The sequence below is a fragment of the Achromobacter spanius genome, assembly GCF_002812705.1.
Classification (GTDB): Bacteria; Pseudomonadota; Gammaproteobacteria; order Burkholderiales; family Burkholderiaceae_B; genus Achromobacter; species Achromobacter spanius.
The window spans coordinates 4,717,843-4,737,700 of sequence record NZ_CP025030.1 but is presented as its reverse complement, the minus strand read 5'-3'; the positions used below and the strand labels follow the sequence as shown (position 1 = coordinate 4,737,700).

Below are 19,858 nucleotides of genomic sequence, written 5' to 3'. Positions count from 1 at the left end.
ACGGCTGACGTCCTGGCGCGTGATCAGTTGAAGCGGCGCTTGGGGGCCGTCTTCATGTGCGTCGTGTACAAGGTCAGCCCGGTCAGCGAGAGGCCGCCGATCAGGTTGCCCAGCACGACGGGAATCTCGTTCCAGATCATGTAGTCCATGATGGAGAAATTGCCGCCCATGATCATCGCCGACGGGAACAGGAACATGTTGACGATGGAATGCTCGAAGCCCATCGCGAAGAACAGCATCACGGGCATCCACATGGCAATCACCTTGCCGCTGACCGACGTGGAGATCATGGCGCCAACCACGCCCAGCGACACCATCCAGTTGCACAGCACGCCCCGGATGAAGATCGTCAGCATGCCGCCCGCGCCGTATTCCTTGTAGCCCAGCGTGCGGTTTTCACCGATGTGCGAAATGACTTCGCCGACCTTGTTGGGCGGCACGGAAAAGCCGTAGGTGAACACAATCGACATCAGCACCGCCACCGTCAGCGCACCCAGGAAATTGCCCACGAAGACATAGCCCCAGTGCTTCAGGATGGCCGGAACGGTCACGCCGGGCCGCTTGTCGAACAGCGCCAGCGGCGTCAGCACGAACACGCCGGTCAACAGGTCGAAACCCATCAGGTACAGGATGCAGAAACCCACCGGAAACAGCGCGGCGCCCAGGATGGGCGAGCCCGTCTGCACGGTGACGGTCACCGCGAATACGGCGGCAATGGCCAGGATGGCGCCCGCCATGAAGGCGCGGATCAGCACGTCGCGCGTGGCCATGTAGATTTTGGATTCGCCGGCGTCCACCATCTTGGTGACGAATTCGGAAGGGACCAGGTAGGACATGATTTACCTATCGTGTTGATGATTGTGAAAAGGGAAACGCGTGCGCTCAGGCGATTTCAACGGTGTCGCCGTTGAACCGGGCCTGCCAGGTGCGCAATGACTGTTCGGGGTACTGCACGCAACTGCCGTCCGCCAACCGGAAGTGCTGCTTGTAGAGCGGCGAGGCCACCACCAGGCTGCCGCCCAGGTGGCCGACCAGGCCGCGTCCGATGACGTTGGCGCCGGATTTCGGGTCGCGGTTGTCAATGGCGTAGAGCGGGTTGCCGTCGGCTGCGGGCACGTAGAACAAGGCAATCTGCTGGCCGTCCAGCAAGACGACCACGCCGGAATCGGCCACCAGGTCATCGCGGGTGCAGACGGCGCGCCAGGCCAGCGTGGGGGTAGCGACAACGGAAGCGGCGTCGGGGGCTGAAGCATTCATCAGACGATCTCCTCGGCAATGGGGATGATGCGCGCGGGCTTGCGATCAAGCTCGGCTGCCCGCGCGGGTCGAGGCTGGCCGCGTTCCTCCACGAATTGAATGTCCGGGTCGCCGCCACGCTCGTTGACGAAGGTGCGAAAGCGCTTGAGCTTTTCCGGGCTGCTGACGGTGTTGGCCCACTCGCATTCGTAGCGGTCCACCACCAGTTGCATCTGCGCTTCCAGCTCGGCGGCCAGGCCCAGGCTGTCGTTCAGCACGACGTCTTTCAGATAGTCCAGCCCGCCTTCCAGCGACTCGCGCCACACCGACGTGCGTTGCAGCTTGTCGGCGGTGCGGATGTAGAACATCAGCACGCGGTCGATGATGCGGATCAGCGTGGCGTCGTCCAGGTCGGTGGCGAACAGTTCGGCGTGGCGCGGACGCATGCCGCCGTTGCCGCACACGTACAGGTTCCAGCCGTTCTCGGTGGCGATGACGCCGATGTCCTTGCTTTGCGCCTCGGCGCATTCGCGGGTGCAGCCCGACACCGCGAACTTCAGCTTGTGCGGCGAGCGCAGGCCCTTGTAGCGGTGTTCGATGTCCAGCGCCATGCGCACGCTGTCTTGCACGCCATAGCGGCACCAGGTGCTGCCCACGCAGGACTTCACGGTGCGGGTCGACTTGCCGTAGGCGTGGCCGGTTTCAAAACCGGCGGCGATCAGCTCGCTCCAGATGTCGGGCAGTTCGTGCAGTTGCGCGCCGAACAGGTCAATGCGCTGACCGCCCGTGATCTTCGTGTACAGCTTGTATTTCTTGGCGACGGCGCCGATGGCGATCAGGCCGTCGGGCGTGATCTCGCCGGCCGGAATGCGCGGCACCACCGAATAGGTGCCGTTCTTCTGCATGTTCGCCATGAAGGTGTCGTTGGTGTCTTGCAGCGGCACCAGGCGCGGTTCCTGGATGGGGCGGTTCCAGCACGAGGCCAGGATGGAACCGACGGCGGGCTTGCAGATGTCGCAGCCGACGTGGCCCTTGCCATGGCTGGCCAGGAGTTCTTCGAACGTTTCAATGCCGCCCACGCGCACGATGGCGTAGAGCTCCTGGCGCGTATAGGCGAAGTGTTCGCACAGGCTTTTGTCCACGGCCACGCCCCGGCTGGACAGTTCGTGTTCCACCACCTGCTTGAGCAGCGCCGCGCAGCCGCCGCAGCCCGAGGCCGCCTTGGTGCAGCTTTTGACGCCGGCCAGGTCCGTGCAGCCGCCGTCGATGGCGGCGCTGACCACGCCCTTGCTCACGTTGTGACAGGAGCAGATGGTGGCGGTGGCGGGCAGCGCATCCACGCCCAAGGCGGGCGCGGCGCTGCTGGCGGGCAGGATCAGGCTGGCCGGATCCAAGGGCGGCGCAATGCCGTTCTGCGCGTATTGCAGCAGCGTGTCGTAGTAGCGGTTGTCGCCCACCAGCACCGCGCCCAGCACGCGCTTGCCGTCGGCCGATACCACCAGGCGACGATAACTGGCGCCGGCTTCATCGATAAAGCGGTAGCTGCGCGCGCCCGGCGTCTTGCCATGCGCGTCGCCAATCGAGCCCACGTCCACGCCCAGCAGCTTGAGCTTGGTGGACATGTCGGCGCCGGTGAACGTGTGTTCCGATGCGCCGCACAGGTCGGCCGCGGCGATGCGCGCCATCTGGTAGCCGGGGGCCACCAGGCCGAACACGCTGCCGTTCCAGGCGGCGCATTCGCCGATGGCATAGATGTTGTCGTCGCTGGTACGGCAATGGTCGTCAATGGCCACGCCACCGCGTTCGGCCAGCGTCAGGCCCGCTTTGCGCGCCAACGCCACTTGCGGGCGGATGCCGGCGGAAAACACAATCAGGTCGGTTTCCAGCGGCGCGCCTTCGGCAAAGCGCATGCGGTAGCGATATTGCGTGCCGGGCTTGATGTCCTGCGTGGCGCGCGACAGATGCACGCCCACGCCCAGCGCCTCGATGCGCGCCTTCAAGGCGGCGCCGCCTTCCTCGTCTAACTGCACCGGCATCAGGCGCGGTGCGAATTCCACCACATGCGCTTCCAGGTTCAGCGACTTCAAGGCATTGGCGGCTTCCAGCCCCAACAGGCCGCCGCCCACCACCACGCCCCGGCGCGCGCCTTGGGCGGCCTCGCGGATCAGGTCAAGGTCGTCGATGCTGCGATACACCAGGCGCGACGCGCCCTCGGCGCCGGCGATGGGCGGCACGAAGGGGTAAGAGCCGGTTGCCAGCACCAGCTTGTCGTAACCGACGCGGCCGTTGGCGGTAATGACCTCACGCGCGTGGCGGTCGATGTCCAGCACCGGCTCGCCCAGATGCAGCGTGAGCCCGTCGCGTTCGTAGAAGGCGGCATCGCTCATCGACATGGATTCGGCGTCGCGGCCATTCAGGTATTCGGACAGGTGGACGCGGTCGTAGGCGCGGCGCGTTTCCTCGCCATAGACGTGAATGTGATAGCGCTGAAGCGCGCCTTGGGCGATCAGTTGTTCGACGCAATGGTGGCCCACCATGCCGTTGCCGATCACCACCAAGGTCTGCAAGGAATCGGGAGTGGCCGCTGCTTTCATGAATATCCCCGGGCTTGTGGTTTGGGTTTCAAAAGACAAAAAGCGCCCTGGACCTTTCGGTCGGGGCGCCTTTGCCGGTACTGCTTGAATTGTGCCGCGGGCCTTGCGGCCTGCATGAACAACTTAAGCAAAGACCATGCCAGGTTGGGTCGGAGAGAGGGCCGGGGGGCGGTGTGCCGAGGCTTGGACGCGGGGCGTCATAGGAGAAATCGCGGAATGCGGGCGGGGAGCAAGCCGATTGGGGTGGGGCGGATCGGGGTGGGGCAGGAAGCGACCGCCATCGTTGGATGCTTCAAAGCGGTGCAAGCCGTTGTGCGTGCCGCACTGGTTTGGCGCAGCGCAACATGGCGGGGCGGGCCGCGTCAGTGGCGCGCGGCCTTGCCCACACGCAACGCGCCGCGCCGCACGCGCAGGCTGGCGCGTACCGTGGTCTTGGCGCTCCTGACGGATTTGGGGCGGTGGGATTTGCTGCCGAGGTTGTTGTGAGCCTTGCTGCCGGCATTGCCGCCGGGTTTTCCGTGGCCATTGCGACCCTTGCGACGGCCGCCGCGCGCCTGGGCCCGGGCGCGCGCCGTGCAGGCGGCGGCCAGGGCCAGCAGCTTGTCTTCGTCCAGTTGTTCGGCATCCACCAATTGTTCGTCGGCGCCTTTCATGGCCAGCAGCAGCTCGTCCAGCTTCAGGTGCAGCGCGCGGCTGTCCTTGTTCTGGTTTTGCTGGATCAGGAACACCATCAGGAACGTGACGATGGTGGTGCCGGTGTTGACCACCAGTTGCCAGGTTTCGGAATAGCCGAAGACGGGGCCGGTAACGGCCCACAGCAGCACGGCGCACAAGGCCGTGCCAAACGCGATGGGCGACCCCGCCCAATGCGTGACATGCGCCGCGAAATGGTCAAAGAACCTGGTGACGACGTTCGATTTTTTGGGGGGCCGCGATGGGTCCTTGGCGGCCTCTTTCGCCGTCTCGTCGGGCTTTTCTTGCCGCTGTGGGGCCGTCGTCGTCGGTTGTGGTTTTTCTTGCATGAGCATCACTTGCCAATCCTCATTGCTGTTCGATCCCTGTCGCCGCATAAGCAACGTGACGCTTACTTGGGCCGAGGCTCGCGCAGCCCTTTATCAGGGGGCGCCAGTTCTCCCGCGCGCAGGCGTGGCAGGCATTGCGCCATCGCGCGCGCCACGTTGCGCACTTCTTCCTGCACGGCCTGATCCTGGTCCAGGTCGGCGTGGCTGGTTGCGTAGGGCTGGTAATAGCCGATGTAGCGGTCCAGCCGCGACATCGCGCCGGCGTCGATCAGGCCCATCCAGTCCAGCCAGTCGCTCAAGGCGCGCCGCTGGCCTTCAATGCCGGCCACGTCGCCATGCACGACGAGGCCGTAAGCCCGCCCCGCCAGATGCTTGGGGTAGGGCCAGCCGTCCAGTTCAATACGCTTGGCCTTGGCCGCGTCCTTGCCGGACGTGGTGGTGGGGTCGGGGTTGCCGCCATCGGCGCATACCAGGCGGTCGATCATCAGCTTCAACGGGCTGGGCGATTGGTACCAATAGGTCGGCGCCAGCAAGATCACCCCGTGCGCCGCCACCCACTGTTCGTAGATGTCGTTCATGGCGTCGTTGTCCTGACCCAGGGAGTGGTTGGGATAGCAACTGCATGGCCAATGGCACAGCGGCATGGCGGTGGAGACGCAGCCTTTACAGGGATGGATCAGTTGCTGGTATTCGGATGTCAGCCGGCTCAGGTCCAGCATGTCGGCTTGCACGTCGGCGCTGGCGAGTTCTGCGCTGACGATCTGGGCCAGGCGCCAGGTTTTGGAGACCTCGCCCGGACAGGTGCCGTCGTTGCGCGCCGCGCCCACCACCACCAGCACGCGCGAGCGGGTGGCGGGGTCGCGTTGCGTCTTGGCGGTTTGCGCCAGGCGGTCGTGCGCTTCCTTCCATTCCACCGACAGGTCGTAATCCGGGTCGGCGTAGGCCGCGCCGGCCTTCACGGTGATGGGCGCCTTGCGACCGTCCTGATAAGCGTCCCAGGCGATGGCTTCCAGGCGGTTCAGCGCGTCCTGTTCCGTCTGGAAAGCTGGGTCGTAAAAGCGGCGCATGAAGCGCTGCCTGAAGGTGTCGCGCGCAAGCGGGCCGGTGTACTGGCCTTTACGCACATCGGGCTTGGGTGCGGTCATGGCAAGCTGACTGGATACGGTGATGGCCCGTAGCCAGCAAGCCGCGTGCCCGTGGCTGGCTGCCCCTTATGGCGACCTGTTTGGCCTGTTTGTTACTGCCCGCCCGTCATCACCACCATGACTTCGGCCGGCTTGGGGCTGCGCGACAAATAGATATGCCCCACGCCGCTGTCGAAGTAAGCCGTTTCGTGCTTGGTCAGCACCAGCGATTCCCCGTTTTCAAAGCGGATTTCCAGTTCGCCTTCCAGCACCACCAGGAATTCCTGGCCGGCGTGGCGCATGTAGTCCTCGAACTCCGACTCCTCGCGGGCCAGGATGCGGCCATACATGGGCGTCATGCTGCGCTGCGGATACTGGCCGGCCAACAGCTTGTAGTCGTAGGTGCCGGTCAGGTAGCCCGGCGATTCGGCCAGCGTACAGCGCAGGGCAGAGGGGGCGGGGCCGTCGCTGGCCTCTTTTCCCGGGGCCGTGACCGGGCCGAACAAGGCAGCGATGTCGACGTCCAGCGCGCGCGCCACGGCGGCGAATTTGGCATAGCTGATGGACACCTGCCCCAGTTCCATCTTTGACAAGGTGGACAGCGCCACGCCGGTCAGGGCCGACAGTTCCTTCAGGGTCATGGAGCGCGCCCGGCGCAGCGCGCGCAGCCGTATGCCCAGGCTGCTGCGGTCAGCCAGGATGTTGGTGGCGGGCGAGGGCGGACGGATGATCGGCATGTTGGTGCTTTCCCTTAGCGGCACGGGCTGGCACCAAGCCAGCCTGCCTTTTTTCGTTGACGGATATTTTGTCATATCCGAGAATTCTCAAATACGAGAATTATGGAAACACCATGAGTGAGCAGCAGTTTGACGTTGTCATCATCGGGGCCGGTATTGCCGGTACGTCTTTGGCTTATCGCTTGACGGCAGAGTCGCCGCCGATGCGCGTCCTGCTGCTGGAACGCGAAGCGCAACCGGGTTATCACTCCACCGGCCGCTCTGCCGCGATGTTCATGGAAACCTATGGTACGCCCCAGATCCAGGCGCTGACGCGCGCCAGCCGTGCCTTTTATGAGCAGCCGCCCGAAGGCTTCACCGAGCATCCGCTGCTGCACGAGCGCGGCTGCCTGTACATCGCCAGCGCGGACCAGCGCGACACGCTCATGGAAACCTACGAAGGTGCGCAGGCGTTGGCCGGCAACGTGCAGTTGCTGGACGCGGCACAGGCCTTGTCCCGCGTGCCATGCATTCGGCCCGAGGCGGTGGCGGGCGGCGCCATGTTTGAACCCGATGCTCGCGACCTGGACGTGCATGCGCTGCATCAGGGCTTTCTGGCGGGTGCGCGGCGGCAGGGTGTGGTGCTGCGGTGCAACGCCGAACTGGAGTCGGGCCAGCGGTCCGAAGGTGGACCGTCGGGCGAAATATCAGGCGATAACTCTGGCGAAACCTGGACGTTGCGACTGAAGGACGGCACGCACCTGCAAGCGCGCATCGTCGTCAACGCGGCGGGCGCCTGGGCCGACGATGTGGCCCAGCGTTGCGGCGTGGCGCCCGTGGGCTTGCAACCCTGCCGACGCAGCGCCTTCACGTTCCCCGCGCCGGAAGGCGTGGATTGCAGCGCCTGGCCGGCCGTGGTCGGCATTGACGAGTCTTTCTATTTCAAGCCCGATGCGGGCCAGTTGCTGGGTTCGCCCGCCAACGCGGACCCGGTGGCCGCGCACGATGTGGTGGCCGAAGAACTGGACGTGGCGACCGGCATCTATCACATCGAAACGGCCACCACGCTGACCATCCGACGGCCCTCGCAAGTGTGGGCCGGGCTGCGCTCGTTCGTGCCGGACGGCGACATGGTGGTGGGTTTTGACGATGCCCAGCGCGGCTTTTTCTGGCTGGCGGCGCAGGGCGGATATGGCATTCAGTCGGCGGCAGGGGTGTCTGCATTGGCGGCGTCGCTGGTCACCGGCCAAGCCTTGCCGGTGGAACTGATCGACCAGGGCGTGGCGCCATCCCTGATGACGCCGCTTAGGCTGCGTTGAGTGATTCGTGCTGACTGATAGGCCCTGACGGGTACCCGAATGTAGTGATTTCTGCCTAAGACTCATCGAACAACAAGGGGACAAGCATGTTCATGCAACGCAGGAAGTTCGTCGCGGCGTGCGCCGCCATCACCCTGGCGGCTGGCGCGGGGGCGGCGCAGGCCGCCGAATACCCGCAACGGCCTATCCAATTGGTTGTTCCCTATCCGCCAGGCGGCGCGGGCGATGTGCTGGGCCGCATCATCGCCAAGCGGCTGGGTGAAGAGCTCAAGCAATCGATCATTGTCGAGAACAAGGCCGGCGCGGGCACCATTCTGGGCGCGCAGACCGTGGCCAAGGCGGCGCCCGACGGCTACACGCTGCTGCTCAGTTCGGGCACCACCTTCACGGTGAACCCGGCCGTGTACGCCAAGCTGCCCTATAGCCCGACGCAAGACTTTCAACCCGTTGGCATGGTGGGCCGCGCGGCGCTGATCATCGTGGCCAACGAGCAAACCCCGTATTCAGACGTGAAGGGGCTGGTGGCCGCCGCGCGCAAGGAAGGCGACAAGTTTTCCTATGGCTCGTTCGGCATCGGCACGGTGTCGCACTTTGCGGGCGAAATGTTCCAGGCCGCGGCCGGCACGCACATGACGCACATTCCGTACAAGGGCAGCGGCCCCGCCATGACTGACCTGATCGGTGGGCAAATTCCCATTTTGTTCGACACGGTGGTGTCGGCGATGCCGCAGATCAAGTCGGGCAAGATCAAGGCCATTGCCGTGACCACGCCGCAGCGCTCGGCCTTCCTGCCTGACGTGCCGACGGTGGCCGAAGCCGGTTATCCCAACGTCAGCATGGACACCTGGATCGCGGTGTTTGCACCCAAGCGGGTGCCGGCCGACGTGGTCGCCACGCTGAACGCGGCTTTGACCAAGGCGTTGCAGGATCCCGACACGCAAAGGCAATTGCGCGCCAGCGGATTCGACCCTACGCCGATGGATGCCGCAAGCGTGGCCCGGGTCATCGAGGAAGAAACGCCGCGCTTCGCGGAGATTGCCAAGCGCGCGGGGATCAAGGCGCAGTAGAAGTCTGCTTAAGCCCGCTTGCTTGAACCCAGTTGCTTGGGCTCGCTTGGCTGCATGCGTTTAGCCGAACGCGCCCAAGCCAACGCCCTTAGCCAAACGCTGCCCTGACGGCGGCAAAGGCGGCCGCCACCAAGGGGTCGCCTTGGCGGGCGGCCTGGGTAATGAAAGACAGCTCGGCGGGGATCGCCAGCCCGGGTAACAACAACAAGCCATTCGCCTGGGATTCGCGCAGCGCAATCGAATCGCGCACCAGGGACAGCCCCACGCCCGAGCGCACCAAGTCCAGCATGGACGCTTCCTGATCCACTTCGGCTACCGCGTTGGGCGCGATGCCCAGCGCGTCGAACTTGGCCGCCAGCAAGCGGTGGTGCACGGAATCCGGCGGGGTCCAGATCCAGGGCAGGGCGGCAATCTCCTGCCAGCCTCGGCCGGCCACCTGCGCGCCCCAACCCTTGGGCGCCACCACGTAATAGGTAAACGACGCCAGCGGCAAGACGTCCAGCAAGGGCGCGCCGCCCGTTGCGCCTGCCGGCCCCAAATAGAAACCCACGTCCAAATCGCCCGCCCGCACCTGCCGGCCGACGGACCCTGACATGCCATGGCGCAGCGTGGGCCGGATCTTCGGATAGTGTTCCACCAGGTATTGCAGCGTGGCGCCCAGACGCAGGAACTCCGGGTCCAGGATGGTGCCGATGCGCAGTTCGCCTTGTACCGTGTCGCGCAGGGCGCCGATGGCGCGTTGGAAATCTTCCATGGCGTCCAGGATGCGCAGCGCGGACGGCAGCAGCGCCCGGCCATCCGCGTTGGGCGCCAGCCCCTGCGCGGTGCGCGCGAAGAGCGTCAGGTCCAGCGATTCCTGGAAGTTCTTCAGTTGCAGGCTTAGCGCGGGCTGGGTCACATGCAGGTGTTCCGCCGCGCGCGTCAGGTTGCCTTCCCGCGCCACGGCGGCAAAGGTGCGGATGTGCTTCAAGTCCATGGCGCTGTCCGTTGCGGAAAGGGGGTGAGCATTATTAAAGATGCTTATAAGCCGAATTTCAACTTTTCATTGGACAGGTGGGGGCGGCTGCGCCAGAGTCACGCAGACGCGGGTGACGGCAAGCGATGCACGGCAAGCGACGAACGGCAAGCAATGCACGGCAAGTCATGCCCCGCAAACAAATAAAAGCAGATAACAAGTGCTTATGGAGACATACGGTTGATGGAGACATACGATTTCGTCATCGTGGGCGCGGGCTCGGCCGGCTGCGTGCTGGCCAACCGCTTAAGCCAGGACCCCAACACGAAAGTGCTGTTGCTGGAAGCCGGGGGGCGTGACAACTACCACTGGATCCACATCCCCGTGGGCTACCTGTATTGCATCGGCAACCCCCGCACCGACTGGATGTACCGCACGGTCAAGGAAGCCGGGCTGGGCGGGCGTTCCTTGATTTATCCGCGCGGCCGGGTGCTAGGCGGATGCTCGTCCATCAACGGCATGATCTACATGCGCGGCCAGCGTGAAGACTACGAGGACTGGGCCGCGCTGTCCGGCGACCCGGGCTGGAGCTGGGACCAGGTGCTGCCGGTCTTCAAGCGCAGCGAAGACTATCACCGTGGCGCCGACGAATTCCATGGCGCGGGCGGGGAATGGCGGGTCGAGGCGCAACGGCTGCGCTGGGACATCCTGGAAGCCTTTGCCGCCGCGGCCGAACAGGAAGGCATCCCCCGGGTTCAGGATTTCAACCGTGGCGACAACTTCGGCAGCGGCTATTTTGAAGTGAACCAGCGTAGCGGTTGGCGCTGGAACACGGCCAAGGCATTCTTGCGGCCGGTGATGAAGCGGCCCAATCTGCACGTGATGACCGGCGCGCAAGCCGAACAACTGTTGTTCGAGGGCAAGCGTTGCGTGGGCGTGCTAGTGCGGCTTGAAGGCAAGGGCAAGGAGCGTGGCACGCCGCGGACGATTACCGTGCGCGCTCGCCGCGAAGTCGTCATGGCGGCGGGCGCCGTCAACACCCCGCATCTGCTTGAACTGTCCGGCATCGGCGAACCCGCGCGCCTGCGCGAAAGCGGCATCGGCTTGCGCCACGCCTTGCCGGGCGTGGGCGAGAACCTGCAAGACCATCTGCAACTGCGGGTGATTCTGAAGGTGAATGGCGTGAAGACGCTGAACCGAATCGCCGGGTCGTGGCTGGGCAAGGCGGGGATCGGCCTGGAATACCTGTTGCGCCGACGCGGGCCGATGAGCATGGCGCCGTCGCAGTTGGGCGCGTTTGCCAAGTCCGACCCCGGCCAGGCGCGCGCCAATGTGGAATTCCATGTGCAGCCCTTGTCGCTGGGGGCGTTTGGCGAACCGCTGCATGCCTTCGACGCCTTCACGGCCAGCGTGTGCAACCTGCGGCCAACCTCGCGCGGCAGCGTGCATGCCCAAGGGGCGGCGGGCACGCCCGATGGCGCGGCGCCCGTCATCGCGGCCAATTACCTGAGCACGGAAGCCGACATCCAGGTGGCGGCGGATTCCATCCGGCTGGTGCGGCGCATTGCCGCCGCGCCCGCCTTGCAGTGCTATCAGCCTGAGGAATGGTTGCCCGGTCCGGACTACCAGACGGACGAGCAATTGCGCGAGGCGGCCGGCAAGATCGGCACGACCATCTTCCATCCGGTGGGCACCTGCGCCATGGGCAAGAACGCGGACAGCGGCGCGGTGGTGGACGCCCGTCTGCGTGTCTTCGGGCTGGAGGGGCTGCGCATTGCAGACGCCTCGGTGATGCCGCTGATCACATCAGGCAACACCAATTCGCCCACCATCATGATCGCGGAGCGCGCCGCGGACATGATCCTGGAAGACGCGCGGGCAGAATCGCGGGCAGACGCGTAGGAAAGCCCGCGTCGGGCGCGTCCTTGGTGTCTCTTGGACGCGCCCCGTGATGGGAATGCAGTTGAAGCCGCGCGTTCAGCGCAGCGAGCGGTACACCTCGGGGCGTTGCGGGTGCGTCAGGATCACTTGCCAGAGCTGGCCTTCGCGTGACCGGAAAAAACCCGCGCAACACATCAGATAGTATTTCCACATGCGGTAAAAGCGCGTGCCGTAGCGTGACTGCAAGGCCGGCCAGGCGCGCTCGAAGCGGTCCCACCAGGCCATCAGCGTGCGGTCGTAGTCGGTGCCGAAGTTGTGCCAGTCTTCGATGATGAAGCGGTGTTCGACGGCGGATGCGATTTCACGCGCGGACGGCAGCTTGCCGTTGGGGAACACATAGCGGTCAATCCACGGGTCCGTGCTTTGGCTGGTGGCCGCGATGCCGATCGTGTGCAAGAGGAACACGCCTTCCGGCGCCATCAGACGCTGCACATTGCTGAAGTAAGTGTCGTAGTTCTTGGGCCCCACGTGTTCAAACATGCCCACCGACACGACCTTGTCGAAGCTGCCTTGCAGGTCGCGGTAGTCTTGCAGCAGCAGTTGCACCGGCAGGCCCTTGACCCGCTCCTGCGCCAGCGCCAACTGTTCCTTGGACACCGTCACGCCCGTGACCGTCACGCCGTAGTTCTCGGCGGCGAACTTGGCCAGCCCGCCCCAGCCGCAGCCGATGTCCAGCAGCGTCTCGCCGGGCTTGAGTTGCAGCTTGCGGCAGATCATGTCCAGCTTGGCCAGTTGGGCGTCTTCCAGCGTCTGGGCGTTTTCCCAGTAGGCGCAGGAATAGATCATGCGGCTGTCCAGCATGGCTTCGAACACGTCATTGCCGGCGTCGTAATGCTGTTCGCCCACTTCAAAGGCGCGGTGCTTGGATTGCAGGTTGAACAGCTTGTGGCGCAGGTGCTCGGCAATCAGCTTGATGCGCGCCACGCCCAGCGCGGCCGAGCCCATGTCGGCGCGCAGCAGGCGGGTGAAGAGCTCGTCCAGTTGCTCGCAGTCCCATTCCCCGTCCATATAGGACTCGCCCAGCCCCAGCGACCAACTGGCAAAGACGCGTTCGTACATGTGGCTGTCATGCACCTGAATGTCCCAGGGGCGCGTGCCGTTGATCTGCACGTCGGCCCGGGACAGCACGTCCTGGAGCACTTTCGGCGGTTCGGGGGGAGGGGGGCTGACGTCAGGGGATGAGTGGTCAGCGGTCAGCGGAGAGACAGGACTGCTTTGCTGCATACGGACTCCATATCAATTTTGGGATGACTGATCTGGCAATGCCTGAAGCTCATAACTCTCCCCCTAACCGGCGGCCGATTCCAATTTAATGATTGGATCGGCCTGATAGGCAACGGCAATTCCGTACCGCCGCAACCAGGGGGCGCCGATGAGAATGGGGTGATCGTAGCGAGGCGCGAGCGCAGTGTCCAGCACGGGGCGCGGCGTCTGAATTGCACCCGGCCGCGCCGCCGCCGTCATGCGATTGTCCGGCTGACGCGATTACACTAGTGCGCCCTGGTGGGCCGCCGTTGCGGCGCCCGCCGATACGTGGAGTGTTTAGATTGGACGCCAGCCTGCAACCCCGCTTGGAATTCGTCACCTGCGCCAGCCCGGCCGGCTTGCACCGGATGGCTTACTGGGAATGGGGCGATCCCGCCAACGAGCAGGTGCTGTTGTGCGTACACGGTCTAACCCGCAGCGGGCGAGATTTCGACGTGCTGGCGCGCCGCCTGGCCGGCCGCTATCGCGTGGTTTGCCCCGACGTGGTGGGCCGTGGCCGCTCTGACTGGCTGGTCAACCCTGCGTTCTACACAGTGCCGCAGTACGTGTCCGACATGGTGACGCTGATTGCGCGCTTGCGGCCCGCCACGCTGGCCTGGGTGGGCACGTCGATGGGCGGCTTGATCGCGATGGCGCTGTCGGGCGCGGCGGTGTTCGCCACCGCTATGCAGGCCATGCGCCCACATGCGGGCATGCTGCCTCCCGGCCACGGCATCCAGTTGAACAAGCTGGTGTTGAACGACGTGGGGCCGCGCCTGGAAACCGGCGCCTTGTCGCGCATCGGCCAGTACGTGGGCCAGCCGGGTGAGTTTGCCTCGTTCGAGGAAGCGGTGGCCACCATGCGCGCGAATTCCGAGACTTTCGGGCCGCATACCGACGCGCAATGGACGGATCTGGCCCAGTACCTGTACCCGGAATTCGGCGGCAAATGGGTCAAGCACTACGACCTGGCGCTGGCCCAGGCGCTGGCCGCGCAAACGCCGGAAGAGCTGGCGGCGGGTGAACAGATTCTGTGGCGGTCCTATGACGCCGTGCCGTGCCCCATCCTGATCGTGCGCGGTGAAAAGTCCGACCTGCTGACGCCCGCCACGGTGGACGAGATGCTGAAACGCAACCCCCGCGCCCAAGCGCTGGAAATGCCGGGGGTGGGGCACGCGCCAACCTTGATCGCCGACAGCCAGGTGGAGCCGGTGGCGGCGTTTCTGCTGGCCTGAGCAGGTGCCGGGGCATGCGCCGACCGTGGTCGTCGACAGCCAGTTGGGCTCGGTGGCGGCGTTTCTGGTGGGCTGAGCAAGTGCCGAGGTAGGGCACGCGCCGACCTTGATCGCTGACAGCCCGTTGGACCCCGTGCCGGCGTTTTTGCTGGGCTGAGCGTCCGCGCTGCGATTAGGGGGACGCCCCGGCGCTATTCAGGGTGCCGGGGCTTCTCTACAATAGCCCGATGAAATCGCCCACCCTGAACATCGATCTGCACTGCCATTCCACTGTGTCCGACGGCGCGCTGGCGCCTCGCGACGTGGCGCAGCGCGCGCACGCCAACGGCGTCGACGTCTGGGCATTGACGGATCACGACGAAGTGGGCGGCCTGGCCGAAGCCGCCAGCGCGGCGCAAGACCTGGGCATGCGGTTTTCCACCGGCGTGGAAATTTCAGTCACTTGGGCAGGCCTGACGGTACACATCGTGGGCCTGCAATTCGATCCGCAAAACGCTGACCTGATCGCAGGCTTGCGCAAGACCCGCTCGGGCCGCGCCGAACGCGCCAAGCGCATCGGCGACCGCCTGGCTGAAATGGGCATGCCCGGCGCCTACGAAGGCGCGCTGCCGTTCGCCGGCAACCCTGAATTGATCAGCCGCACCCACTTTGCGCGTTATCTGGTCGAGGCGGGTTATTGCCCCGACGTGCAAGCCGTATTCACCAAGCATCTGGGCGACGACCGCCCCGGCCATGTGCCCATGCAATGGGCCACGCTGGCCGAAGCCGTGGGCTGGATCCGTGGCGCGGGCGGTCGCGCCGTCATCGCGCACCCGGGCCGCTATAAGTACACGCCGCTGCAATTCGCCGCGCTGTTCGACGAATTTTTGCAGTTGGGCGGCGAGGGCATCGAAGTCACCACTGGCAGCCACACCGTGGAAGAAGCCCGCCAATATGCCGAGGTGGCGCGCCGCTACGGCTTCCTGGCCTCGCGCGGGTCTGACTTCCACAGCCCCAAGGAAAGCCGGATCGACCTGGGCCGCCTGCCGTCGCTGCCGTCCGACCTGAAGCCGGTCTGGCACGACTGGTTCTGACGCGGGCGGTCACCAACGCCGCCCATCCTGCAAGCCATTGATATTGGGATCGCGCCACTGCGGCGCAGCCGCTATGAACAAAGCCTTTGTTAAAGAGTCCGACAACGAGGACGACCTGCCGCAAGCCCAAGCCTTGCCCGTGGGCACCAAGAACTACATGACCCCCGAAGGCTACGAACGCCTGCGCGCCGAACTGACGCACCTGATGAACGTAGAGCGCCCGTCGGTGGTGCAAGTGGTGTCGTGGGCAGCCTCCAACGGCGACCGTTCCGAGAACGGCGATTACCTGTACGGCAAGAAACGCCTGCGCGAAATCGACCGCCGCATGCGCTTTTTGACCAAGCGCCTGGACATCGCCGAAGTCGTCGACCCCGCCTTGCAGCCCAACCGCGACCAGGTATTCTTCGGCGCCACGGTGTTGTACAGCGACAAGGCCGGCGAAGAGCACACCGTCACCATCGTCGGCGTCGACGAAGCCGAGCCCCTGGCCGGCAAAATCAGCTGGATTTCCCCCGTCGCCCGCGCGCTGATCAAAGCCAGGGAAGGCGACACGGTAGTGCTACGCACCCCCGGCGGAATAGAAGAGTTGGACATCATGGAAGTGCGATACCCGTAGGATGCCCGAGGCATACCCGTAAGATGCCCGAGGCATACCCGTAGGATGCCCGAGGCATACCCGTAGGATGGGTGAAGCGCGAGAATCCTTAAACAAGAACAACGCCCTACAACGCGCGTAACCCATCAAGCAGCGGTGGAGTTCTTAACGGGTTCAGCCACAACGCAGCCTCCGTCAGATGGGTTACGCGCGATCCCCATTCAATTTCTTTTGGTAAGCGTCCCGCGCTTCACCCATCCTACAATTTCGCCACAACGCGTCCGACGCCGGCGTTCCCGCCCTAAAGGCGAACACCCAAAAGGAAACAGGCGCCAGCTTTTGGCTGGCGCCTGTTTGGTTGGGAGGGATCTAACGTCCCTGCCTCGATTTGGCGGCTTGCGCCGTCGTTCCCCTGGGGCTTGCTGCTAAATCAGTACGTTGCCGTCAACCCTGTTCACTGCTTGCGCGCAGCGATGGACTTTTCGGCCATGTTGACCAGGTCTTCGCCGATCTGCTTCTTCCACTTGTCGTAAACCGGCTGCGTGATCTTCGCGAAGGCGTCGTGTTCGGCCTTCGACAAGGACGTCACCGTTACGCCGTGGCCTTCGATTTCCTTCAGCAGCGACGGGTCGCTTGGCGTGACGCCCTTGCGTGCAATCACGATCTGTTGCTTGCCGGCATCCAGCGCGGCCTGGCGCACGATGTCGCGGTCCTTTTCCGACCAGGAATTCCACACCTCGCGGTTCACCACGAAGATCAGCGGGTCGGCCACGTAGTTCCACAGCGTCAAATACTTCTGGCCCACCGTATAAAGCTTGGAACCCGTATAGATCGACAGCGGATTTTCCTGCCCATCCACCGCGCCGCTGGCCAGCGCCGGCTGCGCATCGGCCCAGCTCATCTGCGTGGGGTTGGCGCCCAGGGCCGTGAACGTGTCGATGTACAGCGGCGAACCCACCACGCGCAGCTTCATGCCCTTCATGTCGGCGGGCGTCTTCACTTCGCGCTTGGAATTGCTCAGCTGGCGATAGCCGTTTTCTCCCCAGGCCAGCGGCACCACGCCGGCTTTTTCGATCAGCTTGAACATCTCGCGGCCCACGTCGCCTTGCACCAGCGCGTCGATGGCAGCGTAGTCGGGCATCAGGAAGGGCAGCGAAAACAGGTTCAACTGCTTGACCTGCGGCGACCAGTTGATGGTGGACCCCACCGCCATGTCGATCACGCCTTGGCGGATGGCGGTGAATTCGCGCGTCTGGTCGCCTTGCACCAGCGACGTGCCCGGGTACACCTTGATGTTGATGCGGCCGTCGGTGCGCTCGCGCACCAGCTTGGACCAGATCTCGGCGCCCTGGCCCCACGGGAACGTCGTGCCCACCACGATGGACAGCTTGTATTCGGACTTGTAGTTCTGCGCGTGCGCCGGCGTCATGCCGACCACGGCGGCGGCGCACAGCGCGGCGCCAATCAGGTTGCGGAAGTTCATACGGTGTCTCCTCTCTTTGCGAGTGTGTCTGTTGTTGTAATCAAGATCGCTACGGACCTGCTTTCGCTTCAATAATCCAAATCAATAACCCAACTTATGCGGCAGCCACAGCGCCAGTTGCGGAAACACCAGCACCGCCACCAGCACCAGGAACATGGAAGCCAGCAGCCACACCACCCACCGCACCGTGGACTCCATGGGCACCCGGGCAATGCGGCACGACACCATCAGGTTCACGGCCAGCGGCGGCGTGAATTGGCCCAGCGCCACCTTCAAGGTCAGCACCACGCCGAACCACACCGGATCCCAGCCATAGGCATTGGCAATCGGCATCAGCAGCGGCACGAAAATCAGGAAAATCGAAATGCCGTCCAGGAACATGCCCACCGTCATCAGCAGCAAGATCAACAGCGACAGCACGCCCCATTCGCCCAAGCCGGAATTGACGATGGCGTTGGTGATCGGGTCAATCACGCTCAGCGTCGACAGCGCCCACGCAAAGATGCCGGCCAGCGTCACCACCAGCATGATCACGGCGGACAGCTCGGCGGCTTCGCGCAAGATGGTGAAAAGGTCGCGCAGCTTGATGGTGCGGTGAATGAAACCGCCCACGAACAAGCCGTAGAACACCGCCACCACCGCCGCCTCGGTAGGCGTGAACCAGCCCAGGCGCATGCCGCCCAGAATCAGCACCGGCGCGGCCAAGCCCCATGAAGCATCGCGCAGGCTTGCCCAGAAGGGCGGGCGCGGCAAGTGGGATTCCAGCGCGCCCATCTTGTATTTGCGCGATAGCCATACGGCGGGAATGATCAGCGCAAAGCCCGCCAGCAGGCCGGGAATCATGCCGGCCGCAAACAGCGCGGGCACGGACGCGCCGGGCACCAGCACCGAATAGATAATGAACGCCACCGACGGGGGAATCAGGATGTCCGTGGCGGCGCCTGCCGCCACGACCGACGCCGAGAACGACCCCGGGTAGCCCGCGCGCGACATGGCGGTGATCATCACCGCGCCCACCGCCGCTGCGCAGGCCGGGCCTGACCCCGAAATGCCACCCAGGAACATGGCCACCGCAATCGACACCAGCGGCAGCATGCCCGGGCCGCGGCCCACGATGGCAATCGCAAAATCCACCAGCCGCTTGGCCACGCCGGACCGGTCGAAGATGGAGCCGACCAGCACGAACATGGGGATGGCCAGCAGCGGGTACTTGGCCAGCCCCGCGTAGAAGTTCTGCGGCACGGCCAACAAGCCATACCAGGGCGTATCCAGGTTGGACAGCACGATGGCAATGGTGCCGCCGATGCCCAGCGCCACGCCCACCGGCACCCCGATCAGCATCAGGACGATGAAGACAATGAACAGCAGCGAGACGATCATGGCTTGCCCGCGGTCTGCAGAATGCGGCGGATGATGCCCAGGGTGCGCAGCGAGATTGCTGCCGCCATCACCGGCAGCCAGATCGAATACCACCAGGTCGGCACGCCGATAGCGGGGGACGTTTCTTCGTACATGAATTCGTCGGACACCAGCTTCACCGACAGCACGGTCAGCAGCACGAAGAACGCCAGCACGCAGCCGTTGGCAATCAAGGCCATGATGCGCTGGCGGCGCGGTGAACCGGAATCCGCCAGGATTTCAATACGGATATGGTGGTTGCGCACAAAGGCCACGCTGCCGCCCGCCATAGTCAGCACGATCAGCAGGAACACCGAAATTTCTTCGGTCCAGGCGAACGACTGGTCCGTGAAATAGCGCACCAGCACGTTGGCGAAGGTGATCAGCGCCAGCGTCGCCAGCAGAATCACGGCCAACCATTTTTCAATGGCCAGCGGCACCTTTACGGCGGGATCGGGTTCAACGGGGAGGATCGGTTCGACGGGCTCGATGGAGGCTTCAGGGCGGGACATGGGTGCGGCGACGGCTTGGGCGCGGGGGCCCGCTTTATGAATTGGGTCGCTGCATCCTACCGTCGCCCTTGGGGCGAGGGTGTTCGTGTTTTCCCGTGGTGCGGGGCGACAACAACATGCTGCATTGCGTCAGACGATTCTGTGGCGCGGCGTTAAGACGCTGGATATTTCGCGATGACACCGTGGCTTCAAGCCGATATTGCTATGCACCATCCTGGTTAATCGTCGTCAGAATTCTTTTGTAACACTAGGGAAAACAAGGGCTTTGCAAGCTTCTTGAATAACGGCTCCGGGAAAACCCCCTAAACAGGTAAAATCCCGTTTTGCTCCCATCCTTATACGG

General features: G+C 64.4%; 17 protein-coding genes. 6 read left to right on the top strand and 11 right to left on the bottom strand.

The window, feature by feature from the left end; genetic code table 11:
• Window positions 1–23: 23 nt before the first annotated feature.
• The 6 genes from CVS48_RS21380 to CVS48_RS21355 form a co-directional block, all read right to left on the bottom strand.
• Complete coding sequence (locus CVS48_RS21380; protein WP_100856197.1) at window positions 24–836, bottom strand: formate/nitrite transporter family protein; 813 nt, start codon at window positions 834–836, stop codon at window positions 24–26.
• Window positions 837–882: 46 nt separating this feature from the next.
• Window positions 883–1,257: a nitrite reductase small subunit NirD gene (gene nirD / locus CVS48_RS21375; protein ID WP_100856196.1), complete on the bottom strand. Its 375-nt coding sequence runs from the start codon at window positions 1,255–1,257 to the stop codon at window positions 883–885.
• Window positions 1,257–3,830 (bottom strand): nitrite reductase large subunit NirB, encoded by a 2,574-nt coding sequence (nirB, locus tag CVS48_RS21370; protein ID WP_100856195.1) that lies wholly within the window; start codon window positions 3,828–3,830, stop codon window positions 1,257–1,259. Before nirB ends, nirD begins: the two co-directional genes overlap by 1 nt.
• Window positions 3,831–4,192: 362 nt before the next feature.
• Window positions 4,193–4,852 (bottom strand): low affinity iron permease family protein, encoded by a 660-nt coding sequence (locus CVS48_RS21365; protein WP_100857789.1) that lies wholly within the window; start codon window positions 4,850–4,852, stop codon window positions 4,193–4,195.
• A 62-nt stretch (window positions 4,853–4,914) separates the two neighbouring features.
• Window positions 4,915–5,997, bottom strand: a complete 1,083-nt coding sequence (locus tag CVS48_RS21360) for a flavodoxin family protein (RefSeq protein WP_100856194.1) — start codon at window positions 5,995–5,997, stop codon at window positions 4,915–4,917.
• Between the two features lie 92 nt (window positions 5,998–6,089).
• Window positions 6,090–6,713 (bottom strand): helix-turn-helix domain-containing protein, encoded by a 624-nt coding sequence (locus CVS48_RS21355; RefSeq protein WP_100856193.1) that lies wholly within the window; start codon window positions 6,711–6,713, stop codon window positions 6,090–6,092.
• A 113-nt stretch (window positions 6,714–6,826) separates the two neighbouring features.
• Between CVS48_RS21355 and CVS48_RS21350 the strand changes: the two genes are divergently transcribed.
• Both CVS48_RS21350 and CVS48_RS21345 read left to right on the top strand, forming a co-directional pair.
• Complete coding sequence (locus tag CVS48_RS21350; RefSeq protein ID WP_100856192.1) at window positions 6,827–8,011, top strand: NAD(P)/FAD-dependent oxidoreductase; 1,185 nt, start codon at window positions 6,827–6,829, stop codon at window positions 8,009–8,011.
• A gap of 86 nt (window positions 8,012–8,097) precedes the next feature.
• Window positions 8,098–9,078 carry a Bug family tripartite tricarboxylate transporter substrate binding protein gene (locus CVS48_RS21345; RefSeq protein ID WP_100856191.1) on the top strand — a complete coding sequence of 327 codons (981 nt, stop codon included), beginning with the start codon at window positions 8,098–8,100 and terminating at the stop codon, window positions 9,076–9,078.
• Between the two features lie 88 nt (window positions 9,079–9,166).
• On the opposite strand, the gene CVS48_RS21340 is transcribed toward CVS48_RS21345, so the two are convergent.
• Window positions 9,167–10,054, bottom strand: a complete 888-nt coding sequence (locus CVS48_RS21340) for a LysR family transcriptional regulator (RefSeq protein WP_100856190.1) — start codon at window positions 10,052–10,054, stop codon at window positions 9,167–9,169.
• A gap of 222 nt (window positions 10,055–10,276) precedes the next feature.
• Between CVS48_RS21340 and CVS48_RS21335 the strand changes: the two genes are divergently transcribed.
• Window positions 10,277–11,935 (top strand): GMC family oxidoreductase, encoded by a 1,659-nt coding sequence (locus CVS48_RS21335; RefSeq protein WP_100856189.1) that lies wholly within the window; start codon window positions 10,277–10,279, stop codon window positions 11,933–11,935.
• A gap of 75 nt (window positions 11,936–12,010) precedes the next feature.
• Here the strand turns inward: CVS48_RS21335 and cfa are convergent, their stop codons facing one another.
• Window positions 12,011–13,198, bottom strand: coding sequence for a cyclopropane fatty acyl phospholipid synthase (cfa, locus tag CVS48_RS21330; protein ID WP_100856188.1), 1,188 nt, complete (start codon window positions 13,196–13,198; stop codon window positions 12,011–12,013).
• 323 nt (window positions 13,199–13,521) lie between these two features.
• Here cfa and CVS48_RS21325 point away from each other — a divergent pair, with 323 nt between their 5' ends.
• From CVS48_RS21325 to greB, 3 genes are all read left to right on the top strand, one after another.
• Window positions 13,522–14,454, top strand: a complete 933-nt coding sequence (locus tag CVS48_RS21325; protein WP_419191432.1) for an alpha/beta fold hydrolase — start codon at window positions 13,522–13,524, stop codon at window positions 14,452–14,454.
• Between the two features lie 227 nt (window positions 14,455–14,681).
• Window positions 14,682–15,527: a 3',5'-nucleoside bisphosphate phosphatase gene (locus CVS48_RS21320; protein ID WP_100856186.1), complete on the top strand. Its 846-nt coding sequence runs from the start codon at window positions 14,682–14,684 to the stop codon at window positions 15,525–15,527.
• A 73-nt stretch (window positions 15,528–15,600) separates the two neighbouring features.
• The gene (greB, locus tag CVS48_RS21315; RefSeq protein WP_100856185.1) at window positions 15,601–16,143 is read left to right on the top strand and encodes a transcription elongation factor GreB; all 543 of its coding nucleotides are present in this window, start codon (window positions 15,601–15,603) and stop codon (window positions 16,141–16,143) included.
• Between the two features lie 433 nt (window positions 16,144–16,576).
• Here the strand turns inward: greB and CVS48_RS21310 are convergent, their stop codons facing one another.
• From CVS48_RS21310 to CVS48_RS21300, 3 genes are all read right to left on the bottom strand, one after another.
• Window positions 16,577–17,605, bottom strand: coding sequence for a DctP family TRAP transporter solute-binding subunit (locus CVS48_RS21310; RefSeq protein WP_100856184.1), 1,029 nt, complete (start codon window positions 17,603–17,605; stop codon window positions 16,577–16,579).
• Between the two features lie 81 nt (window positions 17,606–17,686).
• Window positions 17,687–18,985: a TRAP transporter large permease gene (locus CVS48_RS21305; RefSeq protein WP_100856183.1), complete on the bottom strand. Its 1,299-nt coding sequence runs from the start codon at window positions 18,983–18,985 to the stop codon at window positions 17,687–17,689.
• Window positions 18,982–19,515, bottom strand: a complete 534-nt coding sequence (locus tag CVS48_RS21300) for a TRAP transporter small permease (protein ID WP_100856182.1) — start codon at window positions 19,513–19,515, stop codon at window positions 18,982–18,984. Before CVS48_RS21300 ends, CVS48_RS21305 begins: the two co-directional genes overlap by 4 nt.
• Window positions 19,516–19,858 lie beyond the last annotated feature (343 nt).